Source organism: Pseudomonas sp. S35 (genome assembly GCF_009866765.1).
Lineage (GTDB): Bacteria > Pseudomonadota > Gammaproteobacteria > Pseudomonadales > Pseudomonadaceae > Aquipseudomonas.
Genome location: NZ_CP019431.1, coordinates 5,633,373 through 5,648,817, shown reverse-complemented (window position 1 = coordinate 5,648,817; position 15,445 = coordinate 5,633,373). Strand labels below are relative to the sequence as shown.

The 15,445-nt window shown below is 57.8% G+C and carries 12 protein-coding genes and 2 tRNA genes; 12 read left to right on the top strand and 2 right to left on the bottom strand.

The genetic code is table 11. The features are described from left to right. Positions 1–63 precede the first annotated feature (63 nt). The 12 genes from tpiA (at position 64) to PspS35_RS25390 (ending at position 11,246) form a co-directional block, all read left to right on the top strand. On the top strand, positions 64–819 hold the full coding sequence (tpiA, locus tag PspS35_RS25445; protein WP_159937276.1) for a triose-phosphate isomerase: 756 nt from the start codon (positions 64–66) through the stop codon (positions 817–819). Positions 820–823: 4 nt separating this feature from the next. After that, complete coding sequence (gene secG, locus PspS35_RS25440; RefSeq protein ID WP_010206600.1) at positions 824–1,207, top strand: preprotein translocase subunit SecG; 384 nt, start codon at positions 824–826, stop codon at positions 1,205–1,207. Between the two features lie 22 nt (positions 1,208–1,229). Next, positions 1,230–1,315: transfer RNA gene (locus tag PspS35_RS25435), tRNA-Leu, on the top strand. A 96-nt stretch (positions 1,316–1,411) separates the two neighbouring features. Next, positions 1,412–1,488 (top strand) — tRNA-Met (locus tag PspS35_RS25430). A 140-nt stretch (positions 1,489–1,628) separates the two neighbouring features. After that, complete coding sequence (rimP, locus tag PspS35_RS25425; RefSeq protein ID WP_038843818.1) at positions 1,629–2,087, top strand: ribosome maturation factor RimP; 459 nt, start codon at positions 1,629–1,631, stop codon at positions 2,085–2,087. 47 nt (positions 2,088–2,134) lie between these two features. Then, complete coding sequence (gene nusA / locus PspS35_RS25420; protein ID WP_003212187.1) at positions 2,135–3,616, top strand: transcription termination factor NusA; 1,482 nt, start codon at positions 2,135–2,137, stop codon at positions 3,614–3,616. Between the two features lie 27 nt (positions 3,617–3,643). Beyond that, a complete protein-coding gene (infB, locus tag PspS35_RS25415) occupies positions 3,644–6,169 on the top strand; it encodes a translation initiation factor IF-2 (protein ID WP_159937275.1) in 2,526 nt (841 codons plus the stop codon). A 159-nt stretch (positions 6,170–6,328) separates the two neighbouring features. After that, a complete protein-coding gene (rbfA, locus tag PspS35_RS25410) occupies positions 6,329–6,724 on the top strand; it encodes a 30S ribosome-binding factor RbfA (protein ID WP_159937274.1) in 396 nt (131 codons plus the stop codon). Between the two features lie 3 nt (positions 6,725–6,727). Continuing rightward, complete coding sequence (gene truB / locus PspS35_RS25405; protein ID WP_003176136.1) at positions 6,728–7,645, top strand: tRNA pseudouridine(55) synthase TruB; 918 nt, start codon at positions 6,728–6,730, stop codon at positions 7,643–7,645. Between the two features lie 115 nt (positions 7,646–7,760). Continuing rightward, positions 7,761–8,030 carry a 30S ribosomal protein S15 gene (gene rpsO / locus PspS35_RS25400; protein WP_003177875.1) on the top strand — a complete coding sequence of 90 codons (270 nt, stop codon included), beginning with the start codon at positions 7,761–7,763 and terminating at the stop codon, positions 8,028–8,030. Between the two features lie 195 nt (positions 8,031–8,225). Further along, entirely contained in the window at positions 8,226–10,331 is a 2,106-nt protein-coding gene (gene pnp, locus PspS35_RS25395; RefSeq protein WP_159937273.1) for a polyribonucleotide nucleotidyltransferase, read from the top strand. Between the two features lie 294 nt (positions 10,332–10,625). Then, positions 10,626–11,246, top strand: a complete 621-nt coding sequence (locus tag PspS35_RS25390; RefSeq protein ID WP_032884723.1) for a BON domain-containing protein — start codon at positions 10,626–10,628, stop codon at positions 11,244–11,246. Between the two features lie 148 nt (positions 11,247–11,394). On the opposite strand, the gene PspS35_RS25385 is transcribed toward PspS35_RS25390, so the two are convergent. Both PspS35_RS25385 and PspS35_RS25380 read right to left on the bottom strand, forming a co-directional pair. Next, entirely contained in the window at positions 11,395–14,328 is a 2,934-nt protein-coding gene (locus tag PspS35_RS25385; RefSeq protein WP_159937272.1) for a DUF748 domain-containing protein, read from the bottom strand. An 87-nt stretch (positions 14,329–14,415) separates the two neighbouring features. Then, complete coding sequence (locus PspS35_RS25380; protein WP_159937271.1) at positions 14,416–15,432, bottom strand: class I SAM-dependent methyltransferase; 1,017 nt, start codon at positions 15,430–15,432, stop codon at positions 14,416–14,418. Positions 15,433–15,445 lie beyond the last annotated feature (13 nt).

Below are 15,445 nucleotides of genomic sequence, written 5' to 3'. Positions count from 1 at the left end.
CGGCTTGCCAGTGATGGTGTGGTTGGGTAACATCTGCGCCCACTTTGACCGACGGGGTGCAGCATGCGTCGCACGATGGTAGCTGGTAACTGGAAGATGCACGGTACCCGCGCCAGTGTCGCTGAGCTGATCAACGGCCTTCGTCACTTGGCCTTGCCTAGCGGTGTTGATATCGCGGTTTTCCCGCCTTGCTTGCATATCACCCAAGTGGTTGATGGCTTGAAGGGTAAGTCGATTCAGGTCGGCGCGCAGAACTCTGCGGTGGAAGCCATGCAAGGTGCTTTGACTGGGGAGGTTGCTCCAAGCCAGTTGGTCGATGCGGGTTGTTCCTATGTGCTTGTTGGGCACTCCGAGCGTCGTCAGATGATGGGCGAGCGTGATGGGACACTCAATCGCAAGTTCGCAGCGGCACAGGCTTGTGGCTTGACTCCAGTGTTGTGCATAGGGGAGACCCTTGAGCAGCGCGAGTCGGGCAAGACTCTAGAGGTTGTCTCGCGTCAGCTGGGCAGCATCATCGAGGAGCTGGGTGTTGGTGCGTTTGCAAAGGCGGTAATTGCTTACGAGCCGGTCTGGGCCATTGGTACCGGGCTGACTGCTACACCGCAACAGGCGCAGGATGTGCACGCAGCCATTCGCGCGCAGTTGGCGGCAGAGAATTCTGAAATCGCACAAGGTGTGCGGCTTCTATACGGCGGCAGCGTGAAGGCGGCCAATGCGGTCGAACTGTTCGGCATGCCGGATATCGATGGGGGGCTCATTGGTGGAGCTTCCCTGAATGCAGATGAGTTCGGTGCGATCTGTCGCGCCGCGGGAAACTGAAAAAATGCTGGAAACAGTCGTAGTCGTTTTTCATCTGTTGGCTGCCCTGGGCGTAGTTGCCCTGGTTTTGTTGCAACAGGGTAAAGGTGCGGATGCTGGTGCGTCTTTCGGTGCAGGTGCTTCAAATACTGTGTTCGGAAGCCAAGGTTCCTCTACCTTTCTTAGTAAGTTTACTGCTATACTTGCCGCAGGTTTCTTCATAACCAGCTTAGGGTTAGGTTACTTTGCTAAAGAGAAAGCTCATGTGCTGACTCAGGTAGGTTTGCCAAACCCAGCAGTGTTGGAAGTACCAAAAGCAAAACCGGCTTCTGATGATGTCCCGGTGCTTCAAGAGCAAAAGTCGGCTACTCCAGCGACTGACGTGCCTCCAGCTCAAGAGCAAAAGTAAGAAGGGTTGTAAACGCTGTATTGCCGAGGTGGTGGAATTGGTAGACACGCAACCTTGAGGTGGTTGTGCCCATAGGGTGTAGGGGTTCGAGTCCCCTTCTCGGTACCAATTATCAGGAGAGCCCGCTGTTGCGGGCTTTCTTGTAGGTGGAAGGTTACATTGACCCTGCAAGGGATCGGTCGTATACTTCCGCCCCAGCTTTGTCGCGGGGTGGAGCAGTCTGGTAGCTCGTCGGGCTCATAACCCGAAGGTCGTCGGTTCAAATCCGGCCCCCGCAACCAGTTTTAGCGGAGCCCCTTTTAAGGGGCTTTTTGTTAGCTGGACACTTTCAACGCCGCTGTTCGACGGCGTTTCAAGGATGGGCGTTTCGCCCATTTTTTTATTTTGCACAGCATGCACATACATGCACGAGGGGGTTCAGGTGTCGAGCAAGCTAGAAGAGTTGCAGGCCTTGCTGGCCCCGGTGGTCGTGGCCCTAGGCTATGAATGCTGGGGTATTGAGTTTTCGGCTCAAGGTCGCCACTCAATGTTGCGCGTTTATATCGATAAAGAGGGCGGTGTGCTGGTGGACGATTGCGCCATTGTCAGCCGTCAGATCAGCGGTGTCCTGGATGTTGAAGATCCGATTTCCGTTGAATACACCCTCGAAGTTTCCTCGCCAGGCATGGAACGCCCACTGTTCACTATTGAGCAGTTTGCAAAATTTGCCGGTGAACAAGTGAAGATCAAGCTGCGATCTCCCTTTGAAGGGCGACGCAACTTTCAGGGCCTTCTGCGCGGCGTAGAAGAACAGGATGTCGTGGTGCAGGTAGAAGACCATGAGTTCCTGTTGCCGATCGATATGATCGACAAGGCCAACATTATTCCCAGTTTTGACTGAGACGCGGATCCCGCGGATCCAATGGCTTGCGAAAGGCGAGGCGTACGATGAGCAAAGAAGTACTGCTGGTTGTTGAGTCGGTATCCAATGAAAAGGGCGTACCGGCAAACGTGATTTTTGAAGCGCTGGAGCTGGCCCTGGCCACTGCTACCAAAAAGCGTTTTGAAGACGAAGTTGATCTGCGTGTGGAAATCAACCGCCACACCGGTGCCTATGAGACTTTCCGTCGCTGGACGGTCGTCGAAGAAGCCGATCTTGATGATCCGGCCATCGAAACCTGGCCGAGCAAGGTTGCTGAAACGCACCCAGGCGCCCAGGTCGGTGATGTCGTCGAAGAAAAGATCGAGTCGATCGAGTTCGGCCGTATTGCTGCACAGACCGCCAAACAGGTCATCGTGCAGAAGGTTCGCGAAGCCGAACGCGCCCAAGTCGTTGACGCCTATCGCGAGCGCCTGGGTGAAATCATCTCCGGTACCGTGAAAAAAGTGACTCGCGACAACGTGATCGTCGACCTGGGTAACAACGCAGAAGCGTTGCTGGCCCGTGAAGACATCATCTCTCGCGAAACCTTCCGTGTCGGCGTGCGCCTGCGTGCGCTGCTCAAGGAAATCCGCACCGAGAACCGCGGCCCTCAGTTGATCCTGTCGCGTACCGCGCCGGAAATGCTGATCGAGCTGTTCCGTATCGAAGTGCCGGAAATCGCCGAAGGCCTGATCGAAGTCATGGCTGCGTCCCGCGACCCGGGTTCGCGCGCCAAGATCGCGGTCCGTTCCAAAGACAAACGCATCGACCCGCAAGGCGCTTGCATTGGTATGCGCGGTTCGCGCGTCCAGGCAGTGTCGGGCGAATTGGGCGGCGAGCGTGTGGACATCGTCCTGTGGGACGATAACCCGGCGCAGTTCGTGATCAACGCCATGTCGCCGGCTGAAGTGGCGGCAATTATCGTTGACGAAGATGCCCATGCAATGGACATCGCCGTTGGCGCAGACAATCTGGCTCAGGCCATTGGTCGTGGTGGTCAGAACGTGCGTCTGGCCAGCCAACTGACCGGCTGGACCCTGAACGTGATGACCGAATCGGACATCCAGGCTAAGCAGCAAGCTGAAACCGGCGACATCCTGCGCAACTTCATCGACGAGCTGGAAGTCGACGAAGACCTGGCGCAGGTGCTGGTAGATGAAGGCTTTACCAGCCTGGAAGAGATTGCCTACGTACCGTTGGAAGAAATGCTCAACATCGACGGCTTTGACGAAGACACCGTCAACGAGCTTCGCGCTCGGGCCAAGGATCGTTTGTTGACTAAAGCCATCGCTACTGAGGAAAAGCTGGCAGACGCCCATCCGGCCGAAGACCTGCTCTCGCTTGAGGGTATGGACAAGGATTTGGCGATGGAACTGGCGGTGCGCGGCGTAATTACCCGCGAAGACCTGGCCGAGCAGTCTATTGACGACCTGCTCGACATCGACGGCATTGACGATGATCGTGCCGGCAAGTTGATCATGGCCGCCCGAGCCCATTGGTTCGAGTAATTAGGCGCGGCCTGAGGAGAGAAGTGCATGACGCAAGTCACGGTGAAACAACTGGCCGATGAGGTCAAAACACCGGTAGAGCGCCTGTTGCAGCAGATGCGTGAGGCAGGTCTGCCGCACACCGCCGCCGATGAAGGTGTGAGCGATAGTGAGAAGCAGTCTTTGCTGACTCACTTGAAGAGCAGCCACAAGGCGAAAGTGGAAGAACCGCGCAAGATTACATTGCAGCGCAAAACCACCAGCACCCTGCGTGTTGCTGGTAGCAAGAGCATCAGCGTTGAAGTACGCAAGAAGAAAGTCTTCGTACAGCGCAGCCCGGAAGAAATCGAAGCCGAGCGTAAACGCGAGCTGGATGAACGTCGCGCAGTAGAAAATGCTGCTCGTCAGAAGGCTGAAGAAGAGTCCAAGCGTCGCGCCGAAGAAGAAGCGCGTCGCCAGCCTGCTGCTGCGCAAACTGCTTCGACTGACGCGGTTGCCACGCCTGGCGCTCCTGCAGAAGCTGTGCGTGAGGCCGCTCCGGTTGCCGCTGCACCAGCACCTGCTGCCGATGCCCGTAAGCGTGAAGAACCTCGTCGTCCGGACAAACCACGTGCCGACGATAACAATCGTCGCGGCGGTGGTGGCGATGGCGAGCGTAAAAACGCTCCGCATCGTGCTTCGGTCAAAGAGAAAGCGCCTGCTCCACGCGTTGCCCCACGTACTACCGACGAAGAAAGCGATGGCTTCCGTCGTGGTGGTCGCGGCAAGGCCAAGCTGAAGAAGCGCAACGCCCACGGTTTCCAGAGCCCAACCGGCCCTGTCGTGCGTGACGTGCAGATCGGTGAGACCATCACTGTTGGCGATCTCGCCAATCAGATGTCGGTCAAGGCTGCTGAAATCATCAAGTTCATGTTCAAACTGGGTACTCCAGCGACCATCAACCAGGTGCTTGATCAGGAAACTGCTCAGCTTGTGGCTGAAGAGTTGGGCCACAAAGTGACCCTGGTCAGCGACACCGCCCTGGAAGATTCCCTGGCAGAGTCCCTGAAGTTTGAAGGTGAGACGTTCTCCCGTGCGCCAGTTGTGACCGTAATGGGCCACGTTGACCATGGTAAGACGTCGCTGCTCGACTACATCCGTCGTGCCAAGGTAGCTGCTGGCGAAGCCGGCGGTATCACGCAGCACATCGGTGCGTACCACGTTGAAACCGAGCGCGGCATGGTCACCTTCCTCGACACCCCGGGTCACGCTGCGTTTACCGCAATGCGTGCCCGTGGTGCCAAGGCGACTGACATCGTGATCCTGGTAGTTGCAGCGGACGACGGCGTGATGCCGCAGACCATTGAAGCTGTCCAGCACGCCAAGGCCGCTGGTGTTCCACTGGTTGTTGCAGTGAACAAAATCGACAAGCCGGGCGCCGATCTCGATCGCATCCGTAGCGAACTGTCGGTTCACGGCGTGACGTCTGAAGAGTGGGGCGGTGATACGCCGTTCGTTTCGGTTTCGGCGAAAGTCGGTACTGGCGTTGACGAACTGCTCGAAGCAGTCCTGCTGCAAGCTGAAGTACTCGAACTGAAAGCAACCCCATCGGCCCCAGGCCGCGGTGTTGTGGTTGAATCGCGTCTCGACAAAGGTCGTGGCCCGGTTGCAACCGTTCTGGTTCAAGACGGTACCCTGCGCCAAGGCGACATGGTACTGGTCGGTTCGAACTACGGCCGTGTACGTGCCATGCTCGACGAGAACGGCAAGCCAATCAAGGAAGCCGGTCCTTCCATCCCTGTCGAAATCCTCGGCCTGGACGGTACCCCGGACGCTGGCGACGAGATGAGCGTACTGTCGGACGAGAAGAAAGCCCGTGAAGTGGCTCTGTTCCGTCAAGGCAAGTTCCGCGAAGTCAAACTGGCTCGCGCTCACGCCGGCAAGCTGGAAAACATCTTCGAGAACATGGGCCAGGCAGAGAAGAAGACGCTTAACATCGTCCTCAAATCTGACGTTCGTGGTTCCCTTGAAGCGTTGAACGGCGCCTTGAACGGCCTGGGTAACGACGAAGTGCAAGTGCGCGTTGTCGGTGGCGGTGTCGGTGGTATCACCGAGTCCGACGCCAACCTGGCACTGGCTTCCAACGCTGTACTGTTTGGCTTCAACGTGCGTGCCGATGCTGGCGCTCGCAAGATCGTCGAGCAGGAAGGCCTGGACATGCGTTACTACAACGTCATCTACGACATCATCGAAGACGTCAAGAAGGCCCTCACCGGCATGCTTGGCAGCGACGTCCGGGAGAACATCCTGGGTGTGGCCGAGGTGCGTGACGTGTTCCGCTCGCCGAAATTCGGCGCGATCGCCGGTTGCATGGTTATCGAAGGTACCGTGTACCGTAACCGTCCAATCCGTGTACTGCGTGAAGACATCGTTATCTTCGAAGGCGAGCTGGAATCCCTGCGCCGCTTCAAGGATGACGCTTCCGAAGTACGTGCCGGCATGGAATGCGGTATCGGCGTCAAGAGCTACAACGACGTCAAGGCTGGCGACAAGATCGAAGTCTACGAGAAGGTCCAGGTTGCTCGCAGCCTCTAACTCGCGCACTTCAGGAGCCACGCAGTGTGTGGGCATGCAGATGCCCCGCGCAGCGTACGGACTCTAAACGCAACGCCCGGTCTGGCTTTTGTCAGGCCGGGCGTTTGCCGCTTTCAGACCCCACGGGTTTCACCGTGTGGCAGTAACAGGTAACAAGACATGGCAAAAGAATACAGCCGTACCCAACGTATCGGCGATCAGATGCAGCGAGAGCTGGCCCAACTGATCCGTCGCGAAGTCAAAGACCCACGCGTTGGCCTGGTCACCATCACCGCCGTTGAAGTGAGCCGTGACGTGGGTCACGCCAAGATCTTCATCACCGTGATGGGCCAGGACAACAGTGAAGAAATCGCACAAAGCATCAAGGTGCTCAACTCGGCCGCAGGTTTCCTGCGTATGCAGTTGGCCCGTGAAATGAAGCTGCGCAGCGTTCCACAGTTGCACTTCCACTACGACGAAAGTGTCGTGCGTGGTGCGCACCTGTCGGCACTGATCGAGCGCGCGGTGGCTGAAGACAGCCAACACCCGTCCGCACCTGAAGACGCCAAGGAGTAAGTGGTGGCTCAGGTCAAACGTATCCGTCGCAACGTCAGCGGCATCATTCTGCTCGACAAGCCCATTGGCTTTACCTCCAATGCCGCGTTGCAGAAGGTCCGCTGGCTGCTCAATGCCGAGAAGGCCGGGCACACCGGCAGCCTCGACCCCCTGGCTACCGGCGTGTTGCCGCTGTGTTTTGGCGAGGCAACCAAGTTCTCGCAATACCTGCTCGATTCCGACAAGGGTTACGAAACCCTGATGCAACTGGGCAAGACCACCACCACGGCCGACGCCGAAGGTGATGTTCTGCAGGTTCGCGACGTGACCGTTGGTCGTGCAGATATCGAAGCTGCCTTACCCGCTTTTCGTGGGCAAATCAGTCAGATACCGCCGATGTACTCGGCTCTCAAGCGTGATGGGCAACCCCTTTACAAGCTGGCACGTGCGGGCGAAGTGGTGGAGCGTGAACCGCGTTCTGTTACTATTGCCCGGCTGGAATTGCTCGCCTGTGAGGGCGACACTGCCCGATTGGCAGTGGACTGCAGCAAAGGCACCTATATCCGTACCCTGGTGGAAGATATTGGTGAACAACTGGGCTGCGGCGCATACGTTGCCGAACTGCGGCGCACACAAGCTGGCCCTTTCACCCTGGCCCAGACGGTCACGTTGGAAGAGCTGGAAGCGGTACACGCCGAAGGTGGCAACGAAGCAGTTGATCGCTTCTTGATGCCATCGGACAGCGGTCTGCTGGATTGGCCCTTGCTGCACTTCTCGGAGCACAGCGCGTTTTACTGGCTTAACGGCCAGCCGGTACGCGCACCGGATGCCCCGAAGTTTGGCATGGTGCGGGTACAAGATCACAACGGTCGCTTTATCGGTATCGGTGAAGTGAGCGAAGACGGGCGCATCGCGCCGCGTCGACTGATTCGGTCAGAATGACCGGACGAGTGTGGCTGTTAACAGGCACGGTCAACACTCATTTTTAGATACAGGGATTTGTCCCTGGCCTGTTGAAACTACCCTTTGGGTGGTTTCCTGAAAAAAGGATTGCCTCATGGCTCTCGACGTTCAAGAAAAAGCACAAATCGTTGCTGACTATCAGCAAGCTGTTGGTGACACTGGTTCGCCAGAAGTGCAAGTTGCACTGCTGACCCACAACATCAACAAGCTGCAAGGTCACTTCAAGGCCAACGGTAAAGACCACCACTCCCGTCGTGGTCTGATCCGCATGGTAAACCAGCGTCGTAAGCTGCTGGATTACCTGAAAGGCAAGGATCTGGGTCGTTATCAGACTCTGATCGGTCGCCTGGGTCTGCGTCGCTAATAAGCGATTGCGCTAGAGGTTGGTTGTCTGCCGTGTGTCATCGGGATTCCCGCTGGCCCATGGTAGGCTCCCAGCCTCAAGTTTTATCTGGATACACGTTTTACCCCTGGACAAGGGTTGGGCCGATTCCCGACATTGCCCAAGAATTTCGCAAGAAAACAAGTTCCCCAAGAGCCACAAAGAAGGTAGGACACCGTGAACCCGGTTATCAAAAAATTCCAGTTCGGTCAGTCGACCGTTACCCTCGAGACAGGCCGTATTGCCCGTCAAGCCTCCGGCGCAGTGCTGGTTACCGTTGACGACGACGTTACCGTATTGGTGACCGTTGTTGGCGCCAAGACCGCTGACCCAAGCAAAGGCTTCTTCCCTCTTTCCGTTCACTACCAGGAAAAGACTTACGCTGCCGGTAAGATCCCTGGTGGTTTCTTCAAGCGCGAAGGCCGTCCTTCCGAGAAAGAAACCCTGACTTCCCGACTGATCGACCGTCCGATCCGTCCGCTGTTCCCAGAAGGCTTCATGAACGAAGTGCAGGTTGTCTGCACCGTCGTTTCCACCAGCAAGAAGACCGATCCGGACGTCGCTGCGATGATCGGTACGTCGGCTGCCCTGGCCATCTCCGGCATTCCTTTCGATGGTCCAATCGGCGCCGCCCGTGTAGCGTTCCACGAAAGCACCGGCTACCTGCTGAACCCGACTTACGAGCAACTGAAAGCATCGAGCCTGGACATGGTCGTTGCCGGTACTTCGGAAGCCGTATTGATGGTTGAATCGGAAGCCAAAGAGCTGACCGAAGACCAAATGCTGGGCGCCGTACTGTTTGCCCACGACGAGTTCCAGGTTGTGATCAACGCAGTCAAAGAACTCGCTGCCGAAGCTGCCAAGCCTACTTGGGCCTGGGCTCCGCAAGCCGAAGCCACCGAACTGCTGGGCGCTATCCGCTCCGAGTTCGGCGCTGCCATCTCCGACGCCTACACCATCACCGTCAAGGCCGACCGTTACGCGCGCCTGGGCGAGCTGAAAGAGCAGGTTGTCGCCAAGCTTTCCGGTGAAGAAGGCCAGCCTTCTTCCAGCGAAGTCAAAGCTGCATTCGGCGAAATCGAATACCGCACCGTTCGCGAAAACATCGTTAACGGCAAGCCACGTATCGACGGTCGCGACACTCGCACCGTTCGCCCGCTGAACATCGAAGTCGGCGTTCTGCCGAAGACTCACGGTTCGGCACTGTTCACCCGTGGTGAAACTCAGGCTCTGGTAGTCGCGACCCTGGGTACTGCCCGTGACGCACAGCTGCTGGACACCCTGGAAGGCGAGAAAAAAGACCCGTTCATGCTGCACTACAACTTCCCTCCGTTCTCGGTGGGCGAGTGTGGTCGCATGGGCGGTGCTGGTCGTCGCGAAATCGGTCACGGTCGTCTGGCGCGTCGTTCGGTTCAGGCCATGTTGCCTGCTGCCGACGTGTTCCCATACACCATCCGTGTGGTGTCGGAAATCACCGAGTCCAACGGTTCCAGCTCGATGGCTTCCGTTTGCGGTGCTTCCCTGGCCCTGATGGACGCCGGTGTGCCGATGAAGGCGCCGGTTGCCGGTATCGCCATGGGCCTGGTTAAAGAAGGCGAGAAGTTCGCCATCCTGACCGACATCCTGGGCGACGAAGACCACCTGGGCGACATGGACTTCAAAGTAGCCGGTACCGCTAAAGGTGTTACCGCGCTGCAGATGGACATCAAGATCAAAGGCATCACCGAAGAAATCATGGAGATCGCCCTGGGCCAAGCCCTGGAAGCTCGCCTGAACATCCTCGGCCAGATGAACCAGATCATTGGTCAGTCCCGCACCGAGCTGTCGGAAAATGCTCCGACCATGATCGCGATGAAAATCGACACCGACAAAATCCGTGATGTCATCGGTAAAGGCGGCGCGACCATCCGTGCGATCTGTGAAGAAACCAAGGCTTCGATCGATATCGAAGACGACGGTTCGATCAAGATCTTCGGCGAAACCAAGGAAGCTGCAGAAGCTGCGCGTCAGCGCGTTCTGGGCATCACCGCTGAAGCAGAAATCGGCAAGATCTACGTCGGTAAGGTTGAGCGCATCGTCGACTTCGGCGCATTCGTCAACATCCTGCCGGGCAAGGACGGTCTGGTTCACATCTCCATGCTGAGCGACGCTCGCGTTGAGAAAGTGACCGACATCCTCAAAGAAGGCCAGGAAGTGGAAGTACTGGTACTGGACGTGGACAACCGCGGCCGTATCAAGCTGTCCATCAAGGACGTAGCAGCAGCCAAGGCTTCGGGCGTTTAATCGCCCCTGGCTTACGCTGAAAGAAAGGACCCTTCGGGGTCCTTTTTTTATGGGCGTGGGAAAGTGAAGTGAAATCAGCCGTTTAGCCCACTGCAAAAGCCGCAACTTGCATGCAGGCACGGTGGGCTTCATGCAAGTTGCACGATTCCGGAAATTTGTATTATTTTTAAGTTGTTGTTTTATAACGATTTAATTCGCGTGTTCGACTTGGCACACTGCCTGCAATAACCCTGTTAACGCTGCAGCATCAAGGTTCACGTACTGCAGACTTTTAATAAAACAGGAGTTACTCGTATGAAGAAGTTCGCTCTCGCTACTGCTACCGCTCTGACTCTGGCCATGGGTGCTAACGTAGCCTTTGCTCAGACTTCCCAAGCCCCTATGACTTTGGCGGCCGGTGAAGCTACCAAGGCTAAAGAAAGCGTTTCGGATACTTGGATCACCACCAAGGTTAAATCCGACCTGCTGACTGAAAAGGGTATTCCTGGTTCGGACATCAAGGTTGAAACCAACAAAGGCGTGGTTTCCCTGTCCTCGACAGTCGCTATCTCTGACGCACAGAAAGCCACTGCTGTTTCGATCACCAAAAAGATCAAGGGCGTCACTGCTGTTTCCGCTGACGGCCTGATGGCTGGCGGTGCTACCAAAGCAGACGGCATCGACAAAACCAAAGGCGCAGCCCATGACGCCAAGGAAACCACCAGCGACACTTGGATCACTACCAAGGTAAAAGCTGATCTGGTTACCGAGAAAGGTATTCCTGGCACCGACATCAAAGTCGAAACCAACAAAGGCGTAGTGTCCCTGTCGTCGACCGTAGCGGTTACCGACGCTCAGAAAGCCACTGCTGTAGCGATCACCAAGAAAATCAAAGGCGTTAAAGCTGTATCGGCCGATGGCCTGAAAGCGGAATAACGCGCGACAGTTCGTTTGACTTAAGCGGCGGCCACGGGTGAGTTAGATATCCACTCAATGCACCTCTAAGGTTCATGCGACCGACCACAGAGATGTGGTCATTACAGGCCCCGACACTCGTGCCGGGGCCTGTTCTATTGCGCGGAGGTTATTCGGCGTCCAGATGCATCAGCGTTACCACGCGGCCATCCTTCTGCGCCTGGCCCAAGTTCGCATCAATGAAATACACGCGGTCGTCTTCCAACTGCCCCTTGTCCACCAGGTAGTCCTTAATGGCGCTGGCACGGTCCTGGCCGAGTTGGCGCAGCAGCACGTCGCTACTGCTCCAGAACTTGATCACACCGTCACGCAGCTTGGTTGTGCGGTCATCGCGGCTCAGGTCTTTCCACTCTGCCGGGGGCTGTTGTTTCACGCGGGTGCGGTAAATGCCTTCGAGCAACGGTGCTTTTTCGCTTTCCGGGACTTCCAGCAACGACGCCTGAGCCGGGACTTTATCGCCGCGGCGCTGGAGCATCTTGTAGTAATTGTATTGGTATTCCCGTTCCAGACGTTCGGCGGCCAGGAAAGGACCGTCGCTGCTGGCAGCTGCCGTGCCTTCAATTTCCAGGCGTAGCGCAGGGCGCTCCTTGAGGGCCTTGGCCAGTGTATTCAAGGCGCTCTCGGCGTCTTTGCTCAACTCGCTGGAGCCCGCGGCAAACGACACATTGCCCAGGTCTTGCGCTCCGCCGCCGGTGACTAGCCCACCGATAAACTTGAACGGCGCTGTTGCTGCGCGCACCACCAGATTACGCAAGGTCTGCCACACAATCGGCATCACGCTGAACTGTGGGTTGTTCAGGTCGCCGGTCACCGGCAGTTCTATGGAGATCTTGCCGTCGGTGTCCTTGAGCAGGGCGATGGCCAGGCGAATCGGCAAGTCCACGGCATCGGCGCTATCGACCTTCTCACCCAGTTGCAACTGTTCGACCACCACTTTGTTCTCGGCCTTCAGCTGGCCCTTGGTGATCACGTAGTGCAGGTCGAGGTTGAGGCGGCCCTTGCGGATACGGAAACCGGCGAACTTGCCCGAGTACGGTGTCAGGGTGGTCAGTTCGACACGTTTGAAGCTGGTGGCGATATCCAGCGCCGCCATCGGGTCGAACGGGTTAACGCTGCCCTTGATCGTCACCGGCGCATAGCGGTCCACCTTACCCTTGATATCGACGGTGGCCGGTTTGGCCTGGCGGCTGTCAATCGTGCCGATCTGCCCGTTGAGCTGCTGAATGGCCGTGGCGAAGTTGGGTGTAAGGCTGAAGTCGGCGAAATTGGCGGAACCGTCGTTGATCGCAATCTGCCCGATACGGATGCCCAGGGCTTTATCGTTGCTCGCAGCAGGCTTGGCTGCCGATTTGGCCCCCTTGTCGGCGGGCTGCGGGATCAGCAGGTCGTCGACGTTGGTGGTGCGGTCATCGTTGATCATGAACCGCGCATAGGGTTGCAGCAGGTTGACCTTGTCGATCGACAGGCTGTTGCCATGCTGGTAGTTCAGGCCTTCGACGACCAGGCGCTGCCATTTGAGGAAGTCACGGGTCTTGAGGGTGTCCAGGGTGTGCAACTGGTCGACCTGCGCTCGGCCGGTAATCTGCAGCGCCAGGGGCTCGGTGCTTTTAAGGTTCACGTCGAGGTCGCTGCCGAGCATCCCGCTACGCAGTTCCAGGCGGATAAACGGGCTGATATAGGACTGTGCAACCCGTAGGTCGATGTCTTTGGTGCTCACCTTCAGTTTCGCACTGACCGGATTGAGGTTGACCACGCCGGTTGCCTGGACTTTGCCTTGCTTGCCCAGGCCAGTGTCGACCTTGAGGGTAAACGGGCTTTGGTTGAGGCTGTCGAAGTTCTGCACATCGACGTTCAACGGCCCAAGTTCCAGCGCTACTGCAGGCTTGGCCTGACGGTCGGCCAGATGCACTTGGTAGTTACGCAGTTGCACATCCTTGAGCAGCACTTGCCAGGGTTTGCTTGGCGCGACAGGTTCAGGTTTTGGCGAGTCGGCGGTGGCGGGCGCAGTAGCAGGCTCCGGCGCCTTGGCTGGCTTGCTCGGTTGGCTGGCGAACAGTTTCTGCCAATCCAACTGCCCATCGGCCTCACGAGCGGCCCAGGTTTCCAGCTTATTGCTGCGGATCTTGCCGACCACCACTTGCTGCTTGGCCAGGTCTACAGTCGTCTCACTGACGTCCAGGCGCTCCAGGCGCACCAGCGGCCGGCCATCCGGTGCCTTGATGGCGAACGGTGCGATGCTGGCGGCGGTGTTGGTCAGGTTCAGCTCGGTTTCTTTGGCCAGGCTGAACTTGTAGTCGGTGCTGAAGTTGAGCACGCCGTCTTCGAGCACCAGGGGCAGCGCGTCACGCACATAAGGCCACCAGGCTTTCATCTTGCCGTCGGTGACTTTCAACGTACCTTCAGAGGTGATCGGCACCAGGCTGAAGTTGCCTTTCCAATCGATTTGACCGCCTTCAGGGCCTGCCGCGACCAGGGTCATGTCGGCGTTGTCTTCAGGTAAGGTGCTGAGGTTTTTCAGCTCGAAGTCGAGTTTGTCGTAGAGAAATTCGATCGGTTCGCTGGGGCGCAAATCCTGGAAGTGCACATAACCGCCGGCCAGCTTGATGTTGTCGATACGCAGGGGGAATGGCTTGGCGTCGGGATCGGCTGGGGAGGGTTCGCTTGCAGGCAGTTTGAACAACTGCGCGAGATTCAGTTGGCCGGACTTGTCGAACAACAGCTCGGTCTTGGGCTGATCCAATTGCACGTCGGCCAAATGCAGTGCGCGGGTCCACAGGCTGTCGATCTGCAGGTTGGCGTAAAGGCGCTCGAAACCCACCTGTTCCTTGCCTGGTTCGCCAATCTTCAGGCCCCATGCGGTGACTTCCAGGCTGAACGGGTTGAGCTCAATCCGCTCGATCCGTGCTGGCACCGTGGCGTAATTGGCCAGTTGTTGGTTGGCAATGCGAAGGGCGATGCCCGGCAGAATCAAAAAGCCCAACAGGCTGTACAGAGCAAGGGCAGTCAACAAGGCGCCAGTGGCGCGAATCAATCCTTTGGGCATGGGGCGGCGCCATCTATGTCGAACAGGAGTGCCTTGGAGTATGGCACGGGTTTTCGGTTCCGAAGAACCGGGGCTTTGGGAAGTGTCCTACAGCTGGAGTATCAGCGTTTTGAGAGGAGGCTGCTGATCCTGTGAAGGAAAATCCGCTCCCGGTGTCATTATTTGCCAGTCGCGCGCAGGCCGCCCGGCTTTTTCAGCGCAGCGCAGCACCTGTTCGCGCCAATCCTCCATGCTGACCTTTGCCAGGTTGTTGCAGCAAATCAGTACGCCGTTGTCGGCAGTCGCGAGCAATGCGGGCTTGAGCAGACTCTGGTAGTCGCGCAACAGGTCAACGGTGCCGAAGGCGCTCTTGGCCCAGGCGGGTGGATCGAGCAGCACCAGGTCATATTGACGTTGCTCAAGGCGCGGGTAGCTCGGCAGTTTCTGCCCGCGGCGTTGGGTGATCGGCAGCCCGGCCAGTTGGCGAATCGCCGGGAAATAGTCCGATTGCACGAACTCCATGTTCGGCAACTGCGGGTTGAGCAGGCCGTTTTCACGCCCGACCGCCAGGTTGCCCTCGGCGAAGTCCAGGTTGCACACCTCACTCGCGCCACCGGCGGCTGCGCTCAGGCCCACGCCGCAGGTGTAGGCGAACAGGTTCAGCACACTTTTGCCGGCACTGTGCTCTTTGACCCAGCCGCGTGTATTGCGCAGGTCGAGGAACAGTAGAGGATCCTGACCGGCATGGCGGCCGCGCACACGGTAATTGAGGCCCCATTCGTGGCCGACCAGGTCTTCCAGTGCTGCGGGTTCGGCGCGATAGACCGTGTCTTCGCGGTCGATCCGCGAGTTGCCACGGGAACGGTCGTTGTAGACCAGCAGCAACTCCAGGCCCAGGTACTGGTTGATCAGTTGATGCAGGTCCAGCAGGTCTGTGGTTTCCAGCGACTGGTGGAAGCTTTGCACCAGCAACTGCGGGCCATAGCGGTCGATGGTCAGGCCGCCGGCCCCTTCCTGGCTGCCGTGGAACAGGCGATAGCAGTCGGTGCCTTGGGCGTGCAGCTCGTTGATCAGGTCTTGGCGATAATCGAGGGCGGCGCGCAGCGCCTGATTCAAGGGAGACATGGAGCGCGCCTGG

Bases quoted from the DNA above. Each gene is read 5' to 3' on its own strand.
- tpiA (WP_159937276.1), top strand. From the start codon at position 64: ATGCGTCGCACGATGGTAGCTGGTAACTGGAAGATGCACGGTACCCGC.
- secG (WP_010206600.1), top strand. From the start codon at position 824: ATGCTGGAAACAGTCGTAGTCGTTTTTCATCTGTTGGCTGCCCTGGGC.
- nusA (WP_003212187.1), top strand. From the start codon at position 2,135: ATGAGCAAAGAAGTACTGCTGGTTGTTGAGTCGGTATCCAATGAAAAG.
- infB (WP_159937275.1), top strand. From the start codon at position 3,644: ATGACGCAAGTCACGGTGAAACAACTGGCCGATGAGGTCAAAACACCG.
- rbfA (WP_159937274.1), top strand. From the start codon at position 6,329: ATGGCAAAAGAATACAGCCGTACCCAACGTATCGGCGATCAGATGCAG.
- rpsO (WP_003177875.1), top strand. From the start codon at position 7,761: ATGGCTCTCGACGTTCAAGAAAAAGCACAAATCGTTGCTGACTATCAG.
- PspS35_RS25390 (WP_032884723.1), top strand. From the start codon at position 10,626: ATGAAGAAGTTCGCTCTCGCTACTGCTACCGCTCTGACTCTGGCCATG.
- PspS35_RS25385 (WP_159937272.1), bottom strand. From the start codon at position 14,328: ATGCCCAAAGGATTGATTCGCGCCACTGGCGCCTTGTTGACTGCCCTT.
- PspS35_RS25380 (WP_159937271.1), bottom strand. From the start codon at position 15,432: ATGTCTCCCTTGAATCAGGCGCTGCGCGCCGCCCTCGATTATCGCCAA.